Raw genomic sequence first — 23,036 nt, 5'->3', positions numbered from 1 at the left:
CTTTGCATATTGTTGCTAAATTAGCTAATTTAGCTAAATGATAAAAATGAAGTCCTGATCATGTCTGAACAAATAATTTTTGAGCAAATAAAATTGGCACTCGCTGATGCACCACGCAATCAGTATACGGCTGAGTTGCACCTGCAAATGATCAAATACGCGGATGAATTAAAGCACATCACCTCAAAAGAGTTCTGTGAAGGTGTTGGGCTTAAACAAAGTTTAGGAACTGAGTTCAGCAAAATGCGTAACTTAACCACCAGGCTTAAAGCTGCGGGGTTGGATACCAACAGAATTTAGCTTAAACGCGCAAATTGTCCCCCCAAGTTAGAATTTTTCATACGTGTCGAGTGACACGTATTAGTATCAGTTTAATAGGAATTATAAATGACAAGTTTACAACAACGTGCCGAACTTCAACGCCAAATATGGGCGATTGCCAACGATGTGCGAGGCTCAGTGGATGGTTGGGATTTTAAGCAATATGTACTGGGTACGCTGTTCTACCGTTTTATCAGTGAAAACTTTGTCAACTACATCACAGGCGGAGATGAGAGCGTTAATTATGCTGCCATGTCTGACGATGACGAAAACATCAAGTTTGCCAAAGAAGATGCCATTAAAACCAAAGGCTATTTTCTTTACCCTAGCCAGTTGTTTAGCAATGTGGCGGCTAATGCACACAAAAACGAAAATTTAAATACGGATTTGGCAGCAATTTTTGCTGCAATCGAAAACTCAGCCAATGGCTATGATTCAGAAAAAGACATCAAAGGCTTGTTTGCGGATTTTGATACCACCAGTAATCGTCTGGGTAATACGGTAGAGGCAAAAAACAAACGCTTGGCAGCTGTGTTAAAAGGCGTGGCAGGTTTAACCTTCGGTAATTTTGAAGACAACCAAATTGATTTATTCGGTGATGCCTACGAGTTCCTGATTTCAAACTATGCCGCGAATGCGGGTAAATCCGGTGGTGAATTTTTCACCCCTCAGCACGTTTCAAAACTCATCGCGCAGCTGGCCATGCACGGCCAAACCAGTGTCAATAAAATCTATGACCCTGCGGCGGGCTCCGGCTCGTTGCTGTTACAAGCTAAAAAGCACTTTGATGCGCATATCATTGAAGATGGTTTTTTTGGTCAAGAACTTAACCACACCACCTATAACTTGGCGCGTATGAATATGTTTTTGCACAATATTAACTACGACAAGTTTAATATTCAGTTGGGTGATACATTAACCGAACCGCACTTTTTAGATGACAAACCCTTTGATGCTATTGTCTCTAACCCGCCTTATTCAGTGAAATGGATTGGTAGCGACGACCCAACCCTAATCAACGACGACCGCTTTGCGCCCGCAGGTGTACTTGCGCCCAAATCAAAAGCCGACTTTGCTTTTGTGCTGCATGCCCTCAGTTACCTATCAGGCAAAGGACGTGCAGCCATTGTTTGCTTCCCCGGTATTTTTTACCGTGGCGGGGCTGAGCAAAAAATTCGCCAGTACCTAGTAGATAACAACTACGTTGAAACCGTGATTTCATTAGCTCCTAATCTGTTCTTTGGCACCACCATTGCGGTAAATATTTTGGTGCTGTCTAAACACAAAACTGACACTACCACCCAGTTTATTGATGCCAGCGGTTTGTTTAAAAAAGAAACCAATAACAACGTTTTAACGGACAACGACGACGAAAAAAATCCGGGTCATATTCAGCAAATTATGAAAGTGTTTGCCAGCAAAGAGAATGTGGAGCATTTTGCCAAATCGGTTGATTTGGATGTTATCGCAGGCAACAGCTACAACCTATCGGTGAGCAGTTATGTGGAAGCGAAAGACAACCGCGAGCTAGTGGACATTACAGAGCTTAATGCCGAACTTAAAACCACCGTTGCTAAAATTGATGCACTTCGCAGTGATATTGACGCCATTGTGGCGGAAATTGAAGGTGGGGAGGTTGACGCATGAGTCAGTTGAACTATTTAGAGAAACTGCTGGATGGGGTTGAGGTTGAATGGACGACGCTAGGGAATGAACACGCGGTTGAAATAGCCAATAGTGGTCGAAAGCCCGTAAAAGCAGCGCTGCGTGTAGCAGGAGAAACGCCGTATTATGGCGCAAACAACATTCAAGATTATGTTGACGGCTACACTCATGATGGTGAGTTCGTGCTTATTGCTGAAGATGGTTCAGCAAGTCTTGAGAACTACTCTATTCAATACGCAACGGGTAGGTTCTGGGCAAACAACCATGTTCATGTTGTGAGAGGTAAAGAAGTTCTCAATACACGCTACCTATATCACTACCTTTGTATTGTTAACTTTGTTCCGTTTTTATCTGGTGGTGGTCGTGCCAAGCTGACCAAAGGAAAGCTGGTTGATATACCGCTCCCCATCCCATGTCCAGATAACCCAGAAAAATCGCTGGCAATACAAGCTGAAATAGTGCGCATTCTGGACGCATTTACCGCCATGACCGCCGAGCTGACCGCCGAGCTTAACATGCGTAAAAAACAATACAACTACTACCGCGACCAGTTGCTAAGTTTTGAAGACGGTGACGTTGAGTGGGTAAAATTAAGTACAGTTGCCAATATCAAAAATGGCAAAGACTGGAAGAAGTTGGGAGCGGGCAATATCCCCGTTTATGGCTCTGGCGGAATCATGCGGTATGTGGATACTTTTGCTTACGACAAACCGACTGTATTAATACCAAGAAAAGGCTCGATAACTAATATTTTTTATGTAGATGAGCCATTCTGGAATGTTGATACGATTTACTATACAGAATTAGACCTCAATAAAATCATTCCAAAATTCTTTTTTTATTTCATGACAACTATTGACATGATGCAATTAGATACCGGGTCAGGTAGACCAAGTCTTACTCAGGCAATTTTGAATGAGATTAAGATTCCTTTACCTGCACTTGAGGAGCAAGCTCGTATTATCAGTCTTTTGGATAAATTCGACACGTTAACAAGTTCCATCACCGAAGGCCTTCCTCGCGAAATCGAGCTTCGCCAAAAACAATACGAGTATTATCGTGACCTGTTGTTGAGCTTCCCGAAATCTCATTCAGATGAGGCAGCTTAATGAGTAAAACGCTAACGGAAATAGCAGAGTTGTTGCACGCGTCCGATAAAAAGGTGCAGTTAATCTATGCCTTTAATGGTACAGGTAAAACACGTTTGTCGCGTGAATTTAAAGAGATTATCGCGCCAAAAGACGATGGATTTGATGATCTTGATGGTGCAGAGCAAGCGCTACTGTCGCGCCACAAGATTTTGTATTACAACGCGTTTACGGAAGACTTGTTTTACTGGGATAACGATTTAGAAAAGGATATAGATCCAAAATTAAGAATACAGCCAAACACATTCACTGACTGGATTCTACGTGAGCGAGGCGATACCGACATTATAAAAAACTTCCAGCGCTACACTAACGATAAATTAATGCCGTTATTCCATGAGAAAGATGTCATTATTGCAGGCAAGAAAACAGGTGAAAAAACTTACCCTGAAGTGACATTCTCTTATGAAACGGGCTCTGAAAGCTCGGGAAATTTGAAAATATCTAAGGGTGAAGAAAGTAACTTTATTTGGAGTATTTTTTATTCATTGCTTGAACAAGTGATTAGCATCTTAAATGTACCTGAAGATGCTAGCCGCGAAACTGACCAGTTTAACCAATTACAATATGTGTTTATTGATGACCCAGTGAGCTCGTTAGATGACAACCATCTAATAGAGTTGGCTGTTGATTTAGCTCGTTTAATTAAGTCGAGTGATTTCGCTATTTCTGGTCTTAAGTTCATCATCACCACGCATAATCCGCTTTTTTACAATGTATTGCATAACGAGTTTAATCGAGCACCCAAGTTCGTTTTGCGCAAGCTCGATGATGGCAAACATGACCTGATTGAGCAAGAAAATGACTCGCCCTTCTCGTATCACCTGCATTTAAAGAATGAATTAATGAAAGCGGCAGACTCAGGCGATATCCACAAATACCACTTTAATTTTTTGCGAAATGTACTCGAAAAAACCTCAACGTTTTTGGGGTACGAAGAGTGGGGTGAGCTGTTGCCCGGTGTCAAAGGTAATAGGGCCAAGGGGCAAGTAAACCCCTATGCACGGGTGATTAATTTATATAACCATGCAAAACACGCAGGCCATGAAGTGGCCGAAGTCGAAGAAGATCATAAGCGCGTCTTTAAGTTTCTAGTGAAAGAGATAGACAATATTTATAAAGGCATTCGCACTCAACAAGGGATACAGGCTTAGGAATAGATATGGCAGAATACAAAGCAATCGCAGAGTCTAAAAATTACATTGTTTTAGATAAATACACACGCCAAGACCAAATTGCTGAGGGCTACCAGAGCGAAGGTGATTTAGAGCGTGAACTGATTCAAGACCTAAGCAACCAGGGCTATGAGTATTTACCTGATCTGACGACACCCGATGCCATGATGGTGAATGTGCGCAATCAGCTACAAGCCCTTAATAAGGTCGAGTTTACCGATGCCGAGTGGGCTCGCTTTTGCGAGCAATACCTGAACACAGCCAGCGACAATATTCTCGACAAAACTCGCAAGGTGCACAGTGACTATATCTTCGATTTTGTCTTCGATGATGGTCATATCGAAAACATCTACCTGTTCGACAAGAAGACTATTGCTCGTAATAAGGTTCAGGTCATTAAGCAGTTTGAACAAACGGGCAGCTATGCCAACCGTTATGATGTGACGATTTTGGTCAATGGTTTGCCTTTGGTGCAAATCGAACTGAAAAAGCGTGGTGTGGCGATCCGTGAGGCGTTTAACCAAATACATCGCTACAGTAAAGAAAGCTTTAATGCAGAGAACTCCTTGTACAAGTTCTTGCAGCTATTTGTGATCTCTAATGGCACCGACACGCGCTATTTTGCCAATACCACCAAGCGCGACAAAAACAGCTTCGATTTTACGATGAACTGGGCAAAATCTGACAATACGCTGATCAAGGATTTAAAAGACTTTACCGCCACTTTTTTCCAGAAAGAGACCTTGCTTGAAGTGATCTTGCGTTACTCGGTGTTTGACGTCAGCAATACCTTACTTGTAATGCGCCCCTACCAGATTGCCGCTACAGAGCGTATTTTATGGAAGATTAAGAGCGCGTTTAACGCTAAGAATTGGAGCAACACCGAGAGCGGCGGGTACATTTGGCACACTACTGGTTCAGGCAAAACACTCACCAGCTTTAAAGCGGCACGTTTGGCCACCGATTTAGACTGTATTGATAAAGTTTTTTTTGTGGTGGACAGAAAAGACCTCGACTATCAGACCATGAAAGAGTATCAGCGGTTTTCGCCTGATAGTGTGAACGGTTCAGACAGTACCGCAGGGCTTAAGAGTAACCTGGATAAAGACGATAACAAGATTGTCGTCACCACAATCCAAAAGCTCAATAACTTAATCAAAAGTGAAAGCGATTTAGCTATCTATAACAAGCAAGTTGTCTTTATTTTTGATGAGTGTCATCGAAGCCAGTTCGGTGAAGCGCAGAAAAACCTGAAGAAGAAATTCAAAAAGTACTACCAGTTTGGCTTTACCGGTACGCCAATTTTCCCTGAAAACGCCTTGGGTGCTGAAACCACGGGCAGCGTGTTTGGCCAGCAGTTGCACACTTATGTGATCACTGATGCCATTTGTGATGAAAAAGTACTCAAGTTCAAAGTGGACTATAACGATGTTCGTCCGCAATTTAAGAGCATTGAGACTGAGCAGGATGATAAGAAGCTTAGTGCGGCGGAGAACAAGAAAGCGTTTTTACATCCAATGCGCATTCGTGAAATCTCGCAGTATATTCTGAACCATTTTAACCAGAAAACGCATCGAGCCTATTCTGGCGCCAAAGGGTTTAACGCCATGTTTGCGGTAAGTAGTGTTGATGCAGCGAAAGCGTACTATGAAACCTTCAAAACATTGCAGGCCGAGGCCGACAATGGCCCCACAAGTAAGCCTCTGCGCATTGCGACTATCTTCTCATTTGCTGCCAATGAAGAGCAGGACGCCATTGGTGATATTTTAGATGAGAGTTTTGAAGTCAGTGTCATGAACAGCAGCGCAAAAGAATTTTTGAGCGCCGCGATTAACGATTACAACGCCATGTTTAAATCTAACTATGGCGTGGACAGTAATGGCTTTCAGAATTATTACCGTGACCTTGCCCAGCGCGTGAAGAATCAAGAAATAGATTTGCTCATAGTGGTCGGTATGTTTTTAACGGGCTTTGATGCGCCTACGCTCAATACCTTGTTTGTTGATAAGAATTTGCGCTATCACGGCTTGATGCAGGCATTTTCTCGCACTAACCGCATTTATGATGCGACTAAGACCTTTGGCAATATTGTTACCTTCCGGGACTTAGAGCAGGCAACCATTGATGCCATTACTTTGTTTGGTGACAAAAACACCAAAAATGTGGTGTTGGAGAAGAGCTACAAAGAATACATGGAAGGCTTTAACGATATTGCTACTGGCCAAGCGCGTCGAGGTTTTGTTGATATCGTAAAAGAGCTGCAAGAACGCTTTCCAAACCCAGAAAATATTGAAAAAGAACAAGATAAAAAGGAATTTGCCAAGCTATTTGGTGAATACCTCAAAGCAGAAAATATTTTACAAAACTACGATGAATTTGCTGGCTTGAAAGCACTGCAAAGCCTAGATACCAGTGATGAACAAGCTGTTGAAGAGTTCAAGTCAAAGTACTATCTGGACGATGCTGACATCGAGGCAATGCAAACCATCGATATGCCAAGCGAGCGAGCTATTCAAGATTATCGCTCTACCTACAACGATACCCGCGACTGGTTGCGACGCGATAAAGAAGGTCAGGACAAAGATAAGTCAACGGTAGACTGGGACGATGTGGTCTTTGAAATTGATTTGCTTAAATCCCAAGAAATAAACCTCGATTACATTCTTGAACTGATTTTTGATCACAATAAGAAGAACAAGAGCAAAGAAGGCTTGATTGAAGAAGTTCGTCGTATGATCCGCGGTAGCCTTGGCAATAGAGCGAAAGAGAGCTTAGTGGTTGATTTTATTAACCAGACAAACCTAGATGAGATCAATGACAAAGCCAGCATTATCGACGCTTTCTTCAAATTTGCGCAGGCGGAGCAGGTTAAAGAAGCAAAAGAGATTATTGAATCAGAGTCTTTAAATGAAGAAGCTGCGAAGCGATATATTTCTTTTTCTCTAAAACGAGAATTTGCGTCAGAAAATGGTACAGCACTCACTGATGCTTTACCAAAATTGAGTCCTTTAAATCCAAAATATCGAACTCTTAAGCAACTCGTTTTCCAGAAAATTGCTGCTTTCGTTGATAAGTTTAAAGGCGTTGGGGGTGAGATTTAATATTATTTACACGACAATTCAAAGCAAAAGGGCTCATTGAGCCCTTTCAATTTCCAACTTTGTTAAGTTGTTTCCATCTTTATTTAGACGTTTCCAACTTTATTCAGAATCTACAAGCACAGTTTCTTTAAAGTACGTTTATTCCACCGTCACTGATTTTGCAAGGTTTCTTGGTTGGTCAACATCAGTACCTTTAATAATAGCGACGTAATAAGAGAGTAATTGCAGCGGTAAAGTATAAACGATAGGAGCAATGATATCGTCGCAGTGTGGTACGTTAATCACCGTCATGGTGTCATCACTTTCAAATTTGGCATCAATGTCAGCAAAAACGTACATTAAGCCGCCACGCGCTCGTACTTCTTCAACGTTTGATTTAAGTTTTTCAATTAAATCATTTCGAGGAGCCACGACGATCACTGGCATTTCAGCGTCAATAAGTGCCAATGGCCCGTGTTTCAATTCGCCAGCTGCGTATGCTTCTGCGTGGATATATGAAATCTCTTTTAACTTAAGCGCACCTTCCATTGCGATAGGGTATTGATCACCACGTCCTAAAAACAGTGCATGGTTTTTGTCAGCAAAGTCTTCTGCCAAATCTTCTATCGAGTTTGCAAGTGCTAGCACTTCATCAAGCTTGTTGGGTAAACTCATCAATGACGTCGCTATTTCTGCTTGAGTTTTTTCTGGCATACCATGATGCTGGCCAATCGCAAGTGTCATCATTAAAAGGCCAACCAGTTGTGTGGTAAATGCTTTAGTAGAGGCGACACCTATTTCAGCTCCCGCTTTAGTCATAAAGGCTAAGTCGGATTCACGTACTAGCGATGAACCAGGTACGTTACAAATAGTCATGCTTGCACAGTACCCTAGCTCTTTTGCTAAGCGAAGCGCAGCAAGTGTATCAGCTGTTTCACCTGACTGAGAGATAGTCACTAATAGTGCATTTTTCGGTACATGTGATTTTCGATAACGGAACTCGCTAGCAATTTCAACATTACATGAAACGCCAGCTAAACTTTCTAACCAATAACGCGCAACCATTGCTGAATGATAACTAGTACCACAGGCAATAATTTGTACATGTTCAATTTGTTTAAATATGTCATCAGCACCTTCACCAAACGCATTAATGTCGATAGCATTACCAATTAATCGGCCTTCTAATGTATTACGAATGGCTGTAGGCTGTTCATACGTTTCTTTGAGCATGTAATGACGATATTCACCTTTGTCACCACTGTCTTGTGCAATTTCACGTTCTTTTGCTTCACGTTCAACTGTATTACCATCCACGTCAAAAATATTTACAGAATGGCGTGTCACTTCTGCCACATCACCTTCTTCTAAAAAGGCAAATTTTCGTGTAACTGGTAGCAGAGCCAACATGTCAGAAGCAATAAAGTTCTCACCTAAGCCATAACCAATCACAAGCGGACTGCCAGAGCGGGCAACTATAATGCGATCACTGTCAGTGCTATCCATTACAACGGTACCGTATGCACCATCTAGTTGCGTGACGGTAATTTGCACAGCTTTTAATAACGTGTCAGCAGTTTTTAATTCATGATGTACAAGGTGGGCTATCACTTCTGTATCTGTTTCTGAAGTAAAGGTGTAGCCTAATGATTCAAGTTTTTCTCGTAGTTCTTTATGATTTTCAATTATTCCATTATGTACTACGGCAATATTTTCACTTGAAATATGAGGGTGAGCATTTATTTCGCTTGGTACGCCATGAGTAGCCCAGCGCGTATGAGCAATACCAGTACCGCCAAATAACGGCTCTGAGGCTAATGCATCCGATAATTCTTGTACTTTTCCTAGTCGACGTAAGCGGCGTAATTGCTTATCGTTATTGATAATAGCTACACCTGCTGAATCATAACCACGATATTCTAGTCGCTTTAAGCCTTCTACTAGAATGTCTGCAACATCACGTTGTGCTACAGCACCGACGATACCACACATAATATTATCCTTTTTATGTTAAGCGATAATGACATTAACGCCTTGTTCAATTAACTTTTTATTTAATTCCGCAGACAAATCTTCATCGGTCACCAAATATTGAATTTGATCCCATGGAATTTCTAAATTTGGAATTTTTCGATTAAATTTTTCTGATTCAACCATGACAATCACTTCTCGAGATACTTCTGCCATTACTTGGCTTAACCCTAAAAGTTCATTAAAAGTGGTGGTACCACGGGTGATATCAATACCATCTGCACCAATGAATAACTGGTCAAAATCATAAGACCTTAAAACGCTTTCAGCGACCTTTCCCTGAAATGACTCTGAATGAGGGTCCCAAGTACCACCTGTCATGAGCATAGTAGGTTCGTTTTCAAGCGCATGTATGTCAGATGCAATGGATAAAGAATTAGTCATTACCACTAGGCCTTCTTTTTTACCTAGTGCTTTCACCAATGCAGACGTTGTGCTTCCGCTGTCTAGAATAATGCGGTTATGATCTCTTATCAGTGTCGCTGCACATTCAGCAATACTTTGTTTACGCTTTGAAACCTTTTCACTTTTTGGTTCAATAAGTTCTGTAGGTAATGGTACCGCGCCGCCGTAACGACGTAACAATAAACCACTGTTTTCTAAGGCGGCAAGATCTTTTCGAATTGTTACTTCTGACGTTTCAAACTTTTTCGCTAGTTGTTCAACGCTCACTTCACCATGTTCATTTAACTCGGTGATAATAATATGGCGACGTTGCTTAGTATTTCGCTTTGTCATAGTTTCGATTGACAACCTTAAATTTCAAACCGAAAGTTATTATAGGAATTATCTAGATTTATTCAAGACATTCTTCACGCAATAATTTAATTATTAGCTATATTTAAAGCATTCACTTTTCTTTACAAGAGAACAGCTTATATGAACTTCAATAGTATTCGTGTGAGATACACTTCAGTTTTTTGTTTTATAGCGCTTACTTTTGTAGTGCTTGTATTACTCAATGTGAACCTCGTCAATAAAACACTCAATGGTATGGAGCTTTTCGGGCAAAAATTTAACCCTGCCATTTCTGCTGTATTAAATGCTGATCGTGATTTATATCAAGCGAGGGTTGCTGAACTTCAAGCTTTGTCTCATGTTAATAATAATGAAATGGTCGCTGAGGATCTTGCCAGTTTCAATGAAAATGCAAAACAAGCATATGACAGAATGCAAGAATTTAAACAGCATTTAACCTTATACCCTGATGTTGCAAATAAGCTTAATGGCTTCACAGATGCATACCAGCAATGGAAAAATACATCGTTAAAAGTTTTCTCGCTTATTGAACAAAATCAAGTATCACAAGCTATTGCCTTAAGTGAAGGGCAGTCATTAGCATTATTTGATCAATTACGTGATTTTTATAACATTGCCGGCGAAGTTGCAGACGAAAAAAGTGCTACCGTTAATGAGGAAACAATTGCTGCTGCCGAACAAGGGCAAACAGTGTTAATTATTATTAGTGTTATTGTAGTGATCCTCACCGCTACAGTTGGCGTATTAGCACCGAAAGCTATGGCAGATGCCTTAGAAAGCTTGTCGATAAAGTTGAAAGAATTAAATAGCGGTAATGGTGATTTAACGAAAAGATTAAATAGCAGTCGTAAAGATGAGATAGGAGAGGTTGCTAATGATATAGACGAGCTGTTTAACAGCTTAACAACGTTAATTAAGTCTATTGTTGTGCAATCCAGTTCTGTGATCAATGGTGTGGAGCAACTTAACAATGGCGCTCATGAAATTGAAAATACCAGTCTTAAACAAACAGATGCCGTTGATGCTATCGCCACTGCAGTAAACGAAATGTCTTACGCTATCAAAGAGGTAGCAGAAAATGCACAAATGACAGCGCAAGAAGTGAATAAAGTTAATCAGTTAACCAATGAAGGAAGACAAATTACCACCGAAGCTGCCAACGAAATGCATACTTTGTCTACAACCGTAAGCCAAGCCACAGATGTTATCCGTAAACTTTCAGATAACTCTTCCAACATTGCGTCAGTGCTTGATGTGATCAGAGGCATTGCAGAGCAAACAAACTTATTAGCGTTAAATGCTGCTATTGAAGCAGCTAGAGCTGGTGAACAAGGTCGAGGGTTTGCTGTGGTTGCAGACGAAGTAAGAACGCTTGCTGCGCGTACACAACAGTCTACAGAAGATATTCATGTGATGATAGAAACACTCCAACATGGTGTGGAAGAAGCTGTAACAGCCATCAATAAAGGAAATTCAGCCACACAAACAGGGGTAGCGTTATCAGATAAAACATTAGAAGCATTTGAAAAAATTTCAATTGCATCAAATCATGTCATCGATGCATCATCTCAAACCGCAACGGCAACAGAAGAACAAAGCCAAGTAGCAGAAGATGTCAGTAAGAATATAACCCTATTAGCAGACCAAACTACAGCTAATCACCAGATGGCTAGGAATAATGGTAATGACGCAATGAATATTCTTAGTTTAGCTCATGAACTAAATGGTTCTGTTTCTAGTTTTAAGCTTGATTAGTTTTGATCACTAATAACACGTGAGTAAGGTAAAAGCTAAGTTTTCCTAACTCACTTATTCATTAGGGGCAGTTGATCTTTCGCGTTTATTTTTATAACAGTTTATTGGTATTTAGACAGGCATTGCGATTAATATGTATTAATTGCACACGAAAAAGCAATCACAACGTATAAATAATAAAAAACGCTGCCCTTTGGGTTCGAACAAAACTTAAACAGCAAAGATCAACACGCTCTAGTATGACAGAAGATTAATTATTTATTTTTTCGCTGGACGCTGCCAACCATCAATGTTTCGTTGTTTACCACGGGCAACAGCTAACTGATCTTTTTCAACATCTTTCGCCACCACAGATCCTGCGCCTACAGTGGCTTTTGCGCCAACAAACACAGGAGCAACTAAAGACGTGTTTGAACCAATAAAGGCATTATCATCAATAATGGTTTGTGATTTATTAATTCCATCATAGTTACAAGTAATAGTACCTGCGCCAATATTTACATTTTTACCGATATTCGCATCGCCCAAATAGGTTAAATGACCAGATTTACTGCCTTCACCCAAAATTGACTTTTTCATTTCCACAAAATTGCCGATGTGCGAATCTCTATTCATCACAGAGCCAGGTCGTATACGTGCAAAAGGTCCTACAGAGCATTGGTCACCAATAACCGCACCTTCAACAATGGTATTTGGTTTAACTTCAGTAAATTCACCAATGGTACAGTCTTTCAAAATACAGTTCGCACCAATTTTTACCCCATCCGCTAAAACCACTTCTCCTTCGAACACACAGTTAACATCAATTATAACTTCCTGACCAATAAGTAGCTTTCCTCGAATGTCGATACGATTAGGATCTCGTAAACTCGCGCCATTTAACATTAACGTTTCAGCTTCTCTTAGCTGAAATGCGCGCTCTAACGCTGCTAATTGAACTCTGTTGTTAGCCCCCTCTACTTCAATTTCAGTTTCAGGGTGAGCAGTCGCAATAGCTTTACCTTCATTATGACAAGCAGCAATAATATCGGTTAAATAATACTCGCCTTGCGCATTGTCGTTTGACAAATTTGCTAACCATCGTTTTAAATCACCGCCATTTGCTAACAAGATACCCGTGTTACACTCATTAATAGTAAGCTGGTCGGCTGTCGCATCTTTCTGCTCAACAATACCCACTACATCACCAGAACTTCTTACAATACGTCCATAGCCAGTTGGATTTTGAAGGTTAACCGTTAATAACGACATACCATTTTCAGGCTTTACTTCGATTAATTTTTCTAGCGTTGTAACTTTTGTTAATGGTACATCACCATACAGTACAAGAACATTCTCATCATCTTTTAAAAAAGGTGAAGCCATATTCACCGCATGACCAGTACCTAATTGTTCAGCTTGTTCTACAAACGTTAAATCTTCACCTGTAATACGGGCTTTTAATACTTCACCGCCAAAACCGTAAACCATATAGATATTATCTGCATTAACACAACGGGCAGCATCAATGACATGTTCAACCATGGCTTTATCAGCAATTGGGTGAAGAACTTTTGGTAAAGATGATTTCATGCGAGTACCTTTACCCGCAGCTAAAATGACAACAGAGAGTGACATAGTTAATCCATTAGTTGTTATTTGATTTTTGATACCTATTTGCTTCTAGCGTAAGAAAACAGGACTGTGATTCTTTCATAGTGCGATATTATCGAAAGATTGTGAAGTAAAAGTACTAAGTTTATCTTTTTAACTTTCATTTTCTAAACGTTGACAAATAACCGTTCAATTTATAATCTATTTTTTGTGAAAGGAGTCACTAATGTTGTTTTAATTAATTGGTAGCTCTCCTTCCTAAAACAATATATTTAAAGGAATAAAGATGAAGAAATATTTAATCAACACAGCCACGGTAACATCACTAACAGCAATTATCGCATTTGCAGCCTATGCTTTACCCAGTCATTCAGAAGAATATATATACTTCTCGGATGCAACCTACACACAAGCGGTTGGTCACGGTACATTGTATTGTAACGGTCACTTATCTCAATCAGGACAAAAGACTTCATTCAGGAAAACAATGTTAAGTCACCCCTGCTAGCTAGGCTATAATTCTTTATAAAAATTTAAGGAGCCTGCTTTTTAACTATAAAAAAAGCGACCAATAGGTCGCTTTTTAATTCACTAAAACGTAGTAATTTATAACCGGAGTTATTTCTTCTTAGACGCTTGAATTACTCGTAATTGAGCAACGGCACGCGCTAATTCACAAGCAACTTCGGCATAATCAACATCATCACTTTGCGCATTCATGTGCGCTTCAGCACGTTGTTTTGCTTCTAACGCTGCTTGTTCATCCAGATCATCTACACGTGCAGCAACATCAGCAAGCACAGTAACATTATTAGGCTGAACTTCAAGCATACCACCTGAAAGGTAAAGTACTTCTTCTTCTCCACCGTATTTAACGATTCGAGCCATACCAGGTTTTAGTGAGGTCAGTAAAGGTGCGTGACCAGGCATAATACCTAACTCACCTTCACTACCTGTGATCTGTAATGATTCAATACGACCAGAAAACAATTTTTCTTCCGCACTTACTACATTCAGATTAACAGTTGTTAAAGACATTTTGACCTCCTAAAAGGTGACTATATAATCATAGCCACCAGCTTTCATTACATGCTTTTAGCTTTTTCAGCTGCTTCTTCGATAGAACCAACCATGTAGAAAGCTTGCTCAGGCAATGCATCATATTCACCAGCAAGAATACCTTTAAAGCCAGCAATAGTGTCTTTAAGTGATACATACTTACCTGGAGAACCTGTAAATACCTCTGCAACGAAGAACGGCTGTGATAAGAAGCGTTGGATCTTACGTGCACGATCAACCGTTTGCTTATCTTCTTCAGACAATTCATCCATACCTAAGATAGCGATGATATCTTTAAGTTCTTTGTAACGCTGAAGTACTGATTGAACACCACGAGCTACTTCATAATGCTCAGCACCAACCACTAATGGGTCAAGCTGACGAGAAGTTGAGTCAAGTGGGTCAATTGCAGGATAAATACCTAATTCAGCAATAGAACGTGAAAGTACAACTGTTGCATCTAAGTGAGCAAAGGTTGTTGCTGGAGAAGGGTCAGTTAAGTCATCCGCAGGTACATATACCGCTTGAATAGACGTAATTGAACCTTTATTCGTTGACGTAATACGCTCTTGAAGGATACCCATTTCTTCAGCTAACGTAGGCTGATAACCTACCGCTGATGGCATACGACCTAGAAGTGCAGATACCTCAGTACCAGCTAGTGTGTAACGGTAAATGTTATCAACGAAGAACAATACATCACGACCTTCGTCACGGAATTTCTCCGCCATTGTCAAACCAGTCATCGCAACACGTAAACGGTTACCCGGTGGCTCGTTCATCTGACCGTAAACTAATGATACTTTATCAAGTACATTAGAGTCGTTCATTTCATGATAAAAATCATTACCTTCACGCGTACGCTCACCAACACCAGCGAATACTGAGTAACCACTGTGCTCGATAGCGATGTTACGGATAAGTTCCATCATGTTAACGGTTTTACCAACACCAGCACCACCGAATAAACCAACTTTACCACCTTTAGCAAATGGACATACTAAGTCGATTACTTTGATACCTGTTTCTAACAATTCGTTAGACATGGCTTGTTCTGCGTAAGCTGGTGCTTCACGGTGAATAGACCAACGATCTTTTTCACCAATAGGACCTGCTTCATCAATCGGCTCACCTAATACGTTCATGATGCGACCTAACGTCTCAACACCAACTGGAACCTGGATTGCATTACCTGTATTTACTACATTCAGACCACGACGCAAACCGTCTGAGGTACCCATTGCGATAGTACGTACAACACCGCCACCAAGCTGCTGTTGAACTTCAAGTACTAAACCGCCAAGGTCACCTTCGGTTATGTTTAATGCGTCATATACCTGAGGTACAGCATCTTGTGGAAATTCAACATCCACAACTGCGCCAATGATTTGGACGACTTTACCTGTACTCATGTTTATTCCTCTTTAAATTTAATCTTTGCCTACACCGCTGCAGCACCAGCACAAATTTCACTCAATTCTTGAGTAATACTTGCTTGACGCGCTTTGTTGTATACCAATTGTAAGTTATCGATTAAGTCACCAGCATTATCTGTAGCGGCTTTCATCGCAATCATACGAGCGGCTTGCTCACATGCGAGGTTTTCAACCACGCCTTGGTACACCTGAGACTCTGTATAACGAACCAATAATTGATCAAGTATTGCTTGAGCATCTGGTTCATATAAGTAGTCCCAACGATGTTGAATTGCGTCATCGTCTGACTTAGGCAAAGGTAAAAGTTGATCGATAGTCGGCTGTTGCGTCATGGTATTTACAAATTTGTTGTAAACCACATAAAGCTTGTCTATTTTTCCGTTGTCATAGGCATCAAGCATCACTCGTACTGAACCAATAAGGTCAGTAACAGAGGGTGTATCACCTAAACCTGAAACCTGTGCGGTTACGTTTGCGCCCATATTGTTGAAAAAAGCAGTAGCTTTCGAACCTACTACACAAAATTCAACTTCAGCGCCATCAGCTTGCCATTTGCCAGCATCAGATAACACAGACTTAAATAAATTAACATTTAAGCCACCACATAATCCACGGTCTGTAGAGACAACGATATAGCCTACACGCTTGACTTCTCGCTCTTCCAAATAGGGATGGCGATACTCAAGGTTTCCAAGCGCGATGTGACCGATCACATTTCGCATATTTTCAGCGTATGGACGAGATGCAGCCATAGCATCTTGCGCGCGGCGCATTTTACTGGCTGCTACCATTTCCATTGCGCTGGTGATTTTCTGCGTATTTTGTACGCTTCCAATCTTCGATTTTATCTCTTTAGCGCCGGACATGACTATTCTCTCCGAAAAGGTTAACTAATTACCAAGTTTGCGTAGACTTGAACGTATCAAGTGCTTTTGCTAAACCTGCTTCGATGTCTTTATCGTAGTTACCGCTTTCGTTGATTTTAGCCATCAACTCAGCATGCTCGCTGGCTACGTAGCTGTGTAATGCAGCTTCGAAATCACCGATTTTTGCTAGGTCTACGTCGTTTAAATAGCCTTTTTCAGCAGCGAAAAGCGAAACCGCCGTTTCAGCAACTGATAATGGGCTATATTGCTTTTGTTTCATTAACTCAGTTACACGTTGACCGTGTTCTAACTGTTCACGCGTAGCGTCATCTAAGTCAGAAGCAAACTGAGCGAAAGCTGCAAGCTCACGATATTGAGCAAGTGCTAAACGAATACCGCCACCAAGTTTCTTGATGATTTTCGTTTGCGCTGCACCACCAACACGAGATACTGAAAGACCAGCATTAACAGCAGGACGAATACCTGAGTTAAATAAATCTGTCTCAAGGAAGATCTGACCATCAGTAATTGAAATAACGTTCGTTGGTACGAATGCAGAAACATCACCTGCTTGTGTTTCAATAATTGGTAATGCTGTTAAAGAACCGGTTTGGCCTTTAACTTCACCATTAGTGAAACGTTCAACATATTCTTCATTTACACGAGCAGCACGTTCTAATAAACGTGAATGCAAATAGAATACATCACCAGGGTAAGCTTCACGTCCTGGTGGACGACGAAGTAATAACGATATTTGACGATAAGCTACCGCTTGTTTAGATAAATCATCATAAACAATTAGTGCATCTTCACCACGGTCACGGAAGTATTCACCCATTGCACAACCAGAATATGGTGCAAGGTATTGTAGTGCAGCAGCTTCTGACGCTGAAGCAACAACAACAATCGTGTTATCTAATGCGCCGTGCTCTTCTAAACTACGTACAACGTTTGCTACTGTAGAAGCTTTTTGACCAATCGCAACATAGATAGATTTAATACCTGTGTTCTTTTGGTTAATAATCGCATCTAGTGCAATCGCTGATTTACCGATTTGACGGTCACCGATGATAAGCTCACGTTGACCACGACCGATTGGAATCATCGAGTCAATTGACTTGATACCTGTTTGTACAGGTTGGTCAACTGATTTACGTTCGATAACACCTGGCGCTACTACTTCAACTGGAGAAAAGCCGTCATTTTCAATCGGACCTTTTCCATCAATAGGCTCACCTAATGTGTTTACTACGCGGCCTAAAAGACCACGACCTACTGGTACTTCCAAAATACGGCCAGTACCTTTTACTTTTACGCCTTCTGCTAGGTCTGCATATGGACCCATAACTACCGCACCTACCGAATCACGGTCAAGGTTTAACGCGATAGCGAAGCGGTTACCAGGAAGTTCGATCATCTCACCTTGCATTGCGTCTGCAAGGCCGTGAATACGAATGATACCGTCGGTTACTGAAACGATAGTACCTTCGTTACGAGCTTCGCTGACAACGTCAAACTGTTCAATACGTTTTTTGATCAGTTCAGCGATTTCAGTGGAATTCAGTTGCATGCTCTGTTCCCCGTTAAGATTGCATTGTTGTAGCTAAGCGGTTCAATTTACCTCTAACAGAACCATCAATTACCATGTCACCAGCTTTAATAACTAAGCCTGACACTACGCTTTCATCTACAATACAATTGAGCTTTACTTTTCGAGCCAAGCGCTTTTCAAGCGCGGCACTAATACTTGATTGTTGGTCAGCTGTTAATTCAACAGCAGACGAAACATCCACAGTAATTTCTTTTTCATATTCAGCTTTTAACAAACCGAACTGTTCAGAAACTTGTGGTAGTACCAACAAACGTTCGTTTTCAGCCATTACTTTAATTAAGTTTTGACCTTGTGGATTCAGTTGTTCGTCACATACTTTAATGAACAAGTCTTGTGCTTGTTCAACAGATGCTCCGCCTGATAAATAGCTGGTCATTGTTTCATTAGTTGAAACTTCTGACGCAAATACTAGCATTTCTTGCCAAGCATCTACCGCACCAGCTGCCACAGCATATTCGAACGCTGCTTTAGCATAGGGACGAGCGATTGTTGTCAATTCAGACATGCCCTATACCCTCTTAAAGTTCTGCTACTAGTTTATCTAAGATGTCGCTGTGTGCAGCGGCATCAATTGAACGCTCGAGAATTTTCTCGGCACCGGCTACCGCAAGAATAGCTACTTGTTTACGTAACTCTTCTTTAGCACGATTGCGTTCAGACTCAATTTCTGTATGGCCAGCAGCTAAGATTTTCTCTTTTTCTGCTTGCGCTTTTTCAGCAGCATCTTCAATTAATTGTGCTTCACGCTTTTTAGCTGCTTCGATAATATCAGCAGCTTGCGCTTTAGCTTCTTTTAATTGTGCTGTTGCTTTTTCTTGCGCTAAGGCAAGATCTTTAGCAGCACGATCAGATGCAGCTAGACCATCAGCAATGGTTTTCTGACGAGTTTCAATAGCAGCAATAATTGGCGGCCATACAAACTTCATACAGAAAATAACGAATACGACAAATGCGATCATTTCACTGACAAAAGTGATATTTACGTTCATTTGTGTACCTCCTATTTAAATTCGCAGTTAAAAAAGTCTAAAAAAAATTAATTAGCCAATTTTCACGAATAGGATGTATAGACCCATTGCAACACCGATGATTGCGATCGCATCGATTAGACCAGCTACGATGAACATTTTAACTTGAAGTTGTGGCGCTAATTCTGGTTGACGAGCAGCAGATTCTAAGAACTTACCACCTAAAAGACCGAAACCGATCGCTGTACCTAATGCACCTAAGCCGATAAGTAACGCAGCTGCTACATATAGTAAACCTAAGTTTTCCATTTTTATCTCCGATTATTAAAGTAAAATTAAAAGTTAAAAAATTAAATTTTTTCGGGTTTCCTTACCCTTTGCCCTTCGGGCCGGCTAATAGCCGTTCTAACCTAATCCCGAAAGGTTAGTGATCTTCGTGCGCTAAACTCAAGTAAACTATCGTTAACGTCATAAAAATAAATGCTTGTAGTGGAATAACTAACAAGTGAAACGCAGCCCATAAGAAGTGCGGGCCAAATATTTGCCAAACACCCATTGTTGCGATCAAGATGAAAATAAGCTCACCAGCATATAAGTTACCAAATAAACGTAAGGCAAGTGATAGCGGACGAGCTAATAAAGTTACTACTTCAAGTACAAAGTTCACAGGATATAATGTCCAATGACCAAAAGGTTGTACGCTCAGCTCTTTGATAAAGCCGCCAATACCTTTCACTTTGATTGAGTAATAAATGATTAACCAAAAAACACCTAATGCTAACGCTAAGGTCATATTAATGTCTGTAGTAGGTACAGATTTAATATAGTGAATACCCACTAGGCCGGCTAAGGTTGGAATAAGATCCACAGGTACCCAGTCCATCGCATTCATTAAGAAAACCCAAACAAAAATCGTCAATGCTAAAGGAGCGATAACCGGGTTTTTGCCATGAAATGAGCTTTTAACGCTATCGTCAACAAACTCAACGATCATTTCAATAGCACATTGAAGCTTACCAGGAACACCTGTTTCTGCTTTTTTTGCCACGGAACGGAAGATATATAAAAACACCATACCTAAGAATATTGACCATCCTAATGTATCAACATGTAATGTCCAGAAACCAGCATCAGTACACGCTTTATTAAACGCGACGCCGCCGTCTGCCATACACATCTTTGCATTAGTTAAATGGTGGCTAATATATTCTTGGCTGGTAATTTCAGCACTTGAAGCCATATTTTTGTCCTAATGATTAAAGTTTAAATTCTAATTTCTATAAAAAATCGGTGTTAATAGTGGTATCACCACTACTAAACAATATGTTGCGAAAAAAGGGGCTGGTAAAATATTCAAAAACTTAAATGCCAATGCAAATAATAATGCTGACAACCCCAGTTTTAACTTCACGCCACTATAAAAGGATTGCATTACCTCTTTGGACGCTTGTGCTCCTGCATATTTAAATGCTTTATATGCAAACACACTATTAGGAAGTATTGCTATTATGCCACCAGCAATAGCTGATTCAGCATATGATACTCCCGCAAAAATAAAGCTTATTATCGTACAAGTGATCAGCACAAAAGCCATGATCAATAGTTGCATTAACGCTAACTTTCTACCTACTTTAATTAATGCATTGTTTTGCCTGTTTATCACAAGGCTCCTCAACGAAGATTTTCGTAAAACTTGTACTTTTTTTCAGCAAGTTTTTATACTTGATAAAAGTCGACGCAAGTATACTGAATTACAGCGTTAATGCAACAAAAGAGGGCAGTGCTTGCCCCCTATATGTGCGAATATCTTATATTAATAATAAATTTATATTAACAATTTTTTAAAATGAACCAAAGCGCGCGACAATGCCATCTAACTCATCTAAGTTACTATACGATATGACTAATTTACCTTTACCTTTTTTATTATGAGAAATGTTCACATGTGAACCAAGCTTCTCTGATAAGTTTTGCTCAAGAGACAAAGTATCTGGGTCTTTCACTTTATCTTCTTTAGGTTGCTCAGGCTGTTGCGCTTTCTTTATTAATGCTTCAGTCTCACGCACATTTAATTCTTTAGCAACTACCGCTCTAGCTGTTGTTGTTTGCACATCCCCTTGCAGCGCAAGTAATGCACGCGCATGACCCATTTCAATATCGCCATGCTCTAATAATGTTTTAACATCATCATTTAAATTATTTAAGCGTAATAGATTAGTAACCGCTGTGCGTGATTTACCAACAGCATCAGCAACCTCTTGATGGGTTAATTCAAATTCCGTCAACAAACGCTCTAACGCAACTGCTTCTTCCATTGCATTTAAATCTTCCCGCTGAATATTTTCAATCAGCGCCATTGCAACCGCAGCTTCATCAGCGACGTTCTTAATTAGACAGGGTACAACATCAATATTGGCTAATTGCGCGGCACGCCATCGACGCTCACCTGCAATAATTTCGTATTTATCATTATCTATAACACGAACAACGATGGGCTGAATGATCCCTTGAGATTTAATTGAATGGCTTAATTCATCTAACGCATCTGGTGACATATCTTTTCGTGGTTGATATTTACCAGGTTGCAATTGTTCTATTGGAAGTTTTTGCAATTCGCTATCGGTAATAGCAGTTGACTCGGGTTGTTGTGTTTCAACGTTATCTGATTCAGCTGCTTTTCTTGGTGCATTGGTTAATAGGGCATCTAAGCCTCTACCAAGGCCTCTACGTTTTGAAGGGCTCATAGTTTTCCTTGCAAAATAATATGTTAACTAGCTTGCTTTTGTTGTTGTTTCTTTCTGATCATTTCGCCTGCTAAGGCTAAATAGGCTTTAGCACCTGTTGATGATTTATCGTAATACATTGCTGGTGCACCAAAACTTGGCGCTTCTGCTAAACGTACATTTCTAGGAATAACAGTACGATAAACTTTATCACCGAAATGTCGTTTTAATTGTTCTGAAACGTCGTTTGCAAGGCGATTACGGGGGTCATACATGGTACGTAAAATCCCTTCTATTTCTAAATCACCATTAACCACAGATTGTAATTGCGAAATGGTATCCATTAATGCTGTTAAACCTTCAAGCGCATAATATTCACATTGCATTGGCACTAATACAGAATCAGCGGCAGTCATCGCATTTACCGTCAGCATATTTAACGAAGGAGGGCAATCGATGATGATAAAGTCATAATTATTTCTTACTGGTGCTAAAGCATTTTTAAGGCGTTGTTCACGCGCGTAAACTTCCATTAGCTTGATTTCAGCGGCTGTAACGTCTGTATTAGCAGCAATAAGGTGATATATGCCTGTTGTTTCTTTGCAAACAACTTGTTCAAAGGGAGTTTCTTCAATTAATAATTCATAACAGGTTGCATGTACATCATACTTATCAATACCGCTCCCCATTGTGGCATTACCTTGAGGGTCTAAATCGATTAACAATACCTGACGTTTAGTAGCGGCTAATGACGCGGCTAAATTAACAGCTGTAGTAGTTTTGCCAACACCACCTTTTTGGTTAGCAACTGCAATTATTTTTCCCACTGAAACCTCAATTTTTAT

Annotated in this window: 21 protein-coding genes; 7 read left to right on the top strand and 14 right to left on the bottom strand. The window is 40.4% G+C overall.

Annotated elements, in window-relative coordinates:
* Window positions 1–60: 60 nt before the first annotated feature.
* From Q4489_RS11605 to Q4489_RS11585, 5 genes are all read left to right on the top strand, one after another.
* Entirely contained in the window at window positions 61–300 is a 240-nt protein-coding gene (locus Q4489_RS11605) for a transcription factor (RefSeq protein WP_303480523.1), read from the top strand.
* An 87-nt stretch (window positions 301–387) separates the two neighbouring features.
* Window positions 388–1,968, top strand: a complete 1,581-nt coding sequence (locus Q4489_RS11600) for a type I restriction-modification system subunit M (protein WP_303480522.1) — start codon at window positions 388–390, stop codon at window positions 1,966–1,968.
* The gene (locus Q4489_RS11595; protein ID WP_303480520.1) at window positions 1,965–3,095 is read left to right on the top strand and encodes a restriction endonuclease subunit S; all 1,131 of its coding nucleotides are present in this window, start codon (window positions 1,965–1,967) and stop codon (window positions 3,093–3,095) included. The genes Q4489_RS11600 and Q4489_RS11595 overlap by 4 nt, the downstream gene beginning before the upstream one ends.
* Complete coding sequence (locus Q4489_RS11590) at window positions 3,095–4,288, top strand: AAA family ATPase (RefSeq protein ID WP_303480518.1); 1,194 nt, start codon at window positions 3,095–3,097, stop codon at window positions 4,286–4,288. Before Q4489_RS11595 ends, Q4489_RS11590 begins: the two co-directional genes overlap by 1 nt.
* A gap of 8 nt (window positions 4,289–4,296) precedes the next feature.
* Entirely contained in the window at window positions 4,297–7,410 is a 3,114-nt protein-coding gene (locus Q4489_RS11585; protein ID WP_303480516.1) for an HsdR family type I site-specific deoxyribonuclease, read from the top strand.
* A 138-nt stretch (window positions 7,411–7,548) separates the two neighbouring features.
* Here Q4489_RS11585 and glmS read toward each other — a convergent pair whose 3' ends face one another.
* Together glmS and Q4489_RS11575 are read right to left on the bottom strand one after the other, a co-directional pair.
* Window positions 7,549–9,381, bottom strand: a complete 1,833-nt coding sequence (gene glmS / locus Q4489_RS11580) for a glutamine--fructose-6-phosphate transaminase (isomerizing) (protein WP_303480513.1) — start codon at window positions 9,379–9,381, stop codon at window positions 7,549–7,551.
* Window positions 9,382–9,399: 18 nt separating this feature from the next.
* Window positions 9,400–10,158, bottom strand: a complete 759-nt coding sequence (locus tag Q4489_RS11575; protein ID WP_074496240.1) for a DeoR/GlpR family DNA-binding transcription regulator — start codon at window positions 10,156–10,158, stop codon at window positions 9,400–9,402.
* Window positions 10,159–10,299: 141 nt separating this feature from the next.
* Here Q4489_RS11575 and Q4489_RS11570 point away from each other — a divergent pair, with 141 nt between their 5' ends.
* Complete coding sequence (locus Q4489_RS11570; RefSeq protein ID WP_303480510.1) at window positions 10,300–11,934, top strand: methyl-accepting chemotaxis protein; 1,635 nt, start codon at window positions 10,300–10,302, stop codon at window positions 11,932–11,934.
* Window positions 11,935–12,192: 258 nt separating this feature from the next.
* Here the strand turns inward: Q4489_RS11570 and glmU are convergent, their stop codons facing one another.
* Entirely contained in the window at window positions 12,193–13,551 is a 1,359-nt protein-coding gene (gene glmU, locus Q4489_RS11565) for a bifunctional UDP-N-acetylglucosamine diphosphorylase/glucosamine-1-phosphate N-acetyltransferase GlmU (RefSeq protein WP_303480509.1), read from the bottom strand.
* A 262-nt stretch (window positions 13,552–13,813) separates the two neighbouring features.
* Here glmU and Q4489_RS18300 point away from each other — a divergent pair, with 262 nt between their 5' ends.
* Window positions 13,814–14,035, top strand: coding sequence for a DUF6289 family protein (locus tag Q4489_RS18300; protein WP_368389603.1), 222 nt, complete (start codon window positions 13,814–13,816; stop codon window positions 14,033–14,035).
* A gap of 110 nt (window positions 14,036–14,145) precedes the next feature.
* Here Q4489_RS18300 and Q4489_RS11560 read toward each other — a convergent pair whose 3' ends face one another.
* From Q4489_RS11560 to Q4489_RS11510, 11 genes are all read right to left on the bottom strand, one after another.
* Window positions 14,146–14,565: a F0F1 ATP synthase subunit epsilon gene (locus Q4489_RS11560; protein ID WP_074496244.1), complete on the bottom strand. Its 420-nt coding sequence runs from the start codon at window positions 14,563–14,565 to the stop codon at window positions 14,146–14,148.
* Window positions 14,566–14,612: 47 nt separating this feature from the next.
* The gene (gene atpD, locus Q4489_RS11555) at window positions 14,613–15,998 is read right to left on the bottom strand and encodes a F0F1 ATP synthase subunit beta (RefSeq protein ID WP_303480507.1); all 1,386 of its coding nucleotides are present in this window, start codon (window positions 15,996–15,998) and stop codon (window positions 14,613–14,615) included.
* Window positions 15,999–16,027: 29 nt separating this feature from the next.
* Entirely contained in the window at window positions 16,028–16,888 is an 861-nt protein-coding gene (atpG, locus tag Q4489_RS11550) for a F0F1 ATP synthase subunit gamma (protein WP_286270724.1), read from the bottom strand.
* A 28-nt stretch (window positions 16,889–16,916) separates the two neighbouring features.
* Complete coding sequence (atpA, locus tag Q4489_RS11545; protein ID WP_303480500.1) at window positions 16,917–18,458, bottom strand: F0F1 ATP synthase subunit alpha; 1,542 nt, start codon at window positions 18,456–18,458, stop codon at window positions 16,917–16,919.
* 13 nt (window positions 18,459–18,471) lie between these two features.
* On the bottom strand, window positions 18,472–19,005 hold the full coding sequence (gene atpH, locus Q4489_RS11540; protein WP_303480496.1) for a F0F1 ATP synthase subunit delta: 534 nt from the start codon (window positions 19,003–19,005) through the stop codon (window positions 18,472–18,474).
* 13 nt (window positions 19,006–19,018) lie between these two features.
* The gene (gene atpF / locus Q4489_RS11535) at window positions 19,019–19,489 is read right to left on the bottom strand and encodes a F0F1 ATP synthase subunit B (protein WP_074496249.1); all 471 of its coding nucleotides are present in this window, start codon (window positions 19,487–19,489) and stop codon (window positions 19,019–19,021) included.
* A gap of 51 nt (window positions 19,490–19,540) precedes the next feature.
* Window positions 19,541–19,777 carry a F0F1 ATP synthase subunit C gene (gene atpE, locus Q4489_RS11530; RefSeq protein ID WP_074496250.1) on the bottom strand — a complete coding sequence of 79 codons (237 nt, stop codon included), beginning with the start codon at window positions 19,775–19,777 and terminating at the stop codon, window positions 19,541–19,543.
* 115 nt (window positions 19,778–19,892) lie between these two features.
* The gene (gene atpB / locus Q4489_RS11525) at window positions 19,893–20,708 is read right to left on the bottom strand and encodes a F0F1 ATP synthase subunit A (protein WP_074496251.1); all 816 of its coding nucleotides are present in this window, start codon (window positions 20,706–20,708) and stop codon (window positions 19,893–19,895) included.
* A 30-nt stretch (window positions 20,709–20,738) separates the two neighbouring features.
* Window positions 20,739–21,131: an ATP synthase subunit I gene (locus Q4489_RS11520; protein WP_303480487.1), complete on the bottom strand. Its 393-nt coding sequence runs from the start codon at window positions 21,129–21,131 to the stop codon at window positions 20,739–20,741.
* Between the two features lie 178 nt (window positions 21,132–21,309).
* Window positions 21,310–22,212 (bottom strand): ParB/RepB/Spo0J family partition protein, encoded by a 903-nt coding sequence (locus Q4489_RS11515; protein WP_303480485.1) that lies wholly within the window; start codon window positions 22,210–22,212, stop codon window positions 21,310–21,312.
* 23 nt (window positions 22,213–22,235) lie between these two features.
* Window positions 22,236–23,018 (bottom strand): ParA family protein, encoded by a 783-nt coding sequence (locus Q4489_RS11510; RefSeq protein ID WP_303480482.1) that lies wholly within the window; start codon window positions 23,016–23,018, stop codon window positions 22,236–22,238.
* Window positions 23,019–23,036: the final 18 nt, after the last annotated feature.

Origin of the sequence: Thalassotalea sp. 1_MG-2023 (genome assembly GCF_030546745.1) — a bacterium.
Taxonomy (GTDB): Bacteria; Pseudomonadota; Gammaproteobacteria; order Enterobacterales; family Alteromonadaceae; genus Thalassotalea_C.
Note: the sequence above shows the minus strand (reverse complement) of the source record. Positions and strands in the feature narration are given on the sequence as shown.

What these genes read in the sequence shown, in the direction of transcription:
- Q4489_RS11575 (WP_074496240.1), bottom strand. Translation starts at nt 10,158, where the DNA reads ATGACAAAGCGAAATACTAAGCAACGTCGCCATATTATTATCACCGAG.
- Q4489_RS11515 (WP_303480485.1), bottom strand. Translation starts at nt 22,212, where the DNA reads ATGAGCCCTTCAAAACGTAGAGGCCTTGGTAGAGGCTTAGATGCCCTA.
- Q4489_RS11585 (WP_303480516.1), top strand. Translation starts at nt 4,297, where the DNA reads ATGGCAGAATACAAAGCAATCGCAGAGTCTAAAAATTACATTGTTTTA.
- atpD (WP_303480507.1), bottom strand. Translation starts at nt 15,998, where the DNA reads ATGAGTACAGGTAAAGTCGTCCAAATCATTGGCGCAGTTGTGGATGTT.
- Q4489_RS18300 (WP_368389603.1), top strand. Translation starts at nt 13,814, where the DNA reads ATGAAGAAATATTTAATCAACACAGCCACGGTAACATCACTAACAGCA.
- atpF (WP_074496249.1), bottom strand. Translation starts at nt 19,489, where the DNA reads ATGAACGTAAATATCACTTTTGTCAGTGAAATGATCGCATTTGTCGTA.
- Q4489_RS11600 (WP_303480522.1), top strand. Translation starts at nt 388, where the DNA reads ATGACAAGTTTACAACAACGTGCCGAACTTCAACGCCAAATATGGGCG.
- atpE (WP_074496250.1), bottom strand. Translation starts at nt 19,777, where the DNA reads ATGGAAAACTTAGGTTTACTATATGTAGCAGCTGCGTTACTTATCGGC.
- Q4489_RS11605 (WP_303480523.1), top strand. Translation starts at nt 61, where the DNA reads ATGTCTGAACAAATAATTTTTGAGCAAATAAAATTGGCACTCGCTGAT.
- Q4489_RS11570 (WP_303480510.1), top strand. Translation starts at nt 10,300, where the DNA reads ATGAACTTCAATAGTATTCGTGTGAGATACACTTCAGTTTTTTGTTTT.
- glmS (WP_303480513.1), bottom strand. Translation starts at nt 9,381, where the DNA reads ATGTGTGGTATCGTCGGTGCTGTAGCACAACGTGATGTTGCAGACATT.
- Q4489_RS11590 (WP_303480518.1), top strand. Translation starts at nt 3,095, where the DNA reads ATGAGTAAAACGCTAACGGAAATAGCAGAGTTGTTGCACGCGTCCGAT.
- Q4489_RS11560 (WP_074496244.1), bottom strand. Translation starts at nt 14,565, where the DNA reads ATGTCTTTAACAACTGTTAATCTGAATGTAGTAAGTGCGGAAGAAAAA.
- glmU (WP_303480509.1), bottom strand. Translation starts at nt 13,551, where the DNA reads ATGTCACTCTCTGTTGTCATTTTAGCTGCGGGTAAAGGTACTCGCATG.
- atpG (WP_286270724.1), bottom strand. Translation starts at nt 16,888, where the DNA reads ATGTCCGGCGCTAAAGAGATAAAATCGAAGATTGGAAGCGTACAAAAT.
- atpA (WP_303480500.1), bottom strand. Translation starts at nt 18,458, where the DNA reads ATGCAACTGAATTCCACTGAAATCGCTGAACTGATCAAAAAACGTATT.
- atpB (WP_074496251.1), bottom strand. Translation starts at nt 20,708, where the DNA reads ATGGCTTCAAGTGCTGAAATTACCAGCCAAGAATATATTAGCCACCAT.
- atpH (WP_303480496.1), bottom strand. Translation starts at nt 19,005, where the DNA reads ATGTCTGAATTGACAACAATCGCTCGTCCCTATGCTAAAGCAGCGTTC.
- Q4489_RS11595 (WP_303480520.1), top strand. Translation starts at nt 1,965, where the DNA reads ATGAGTCAGTTGAACTATTTAGAGAAACTGCTGGATGGGGTTGAGGTT.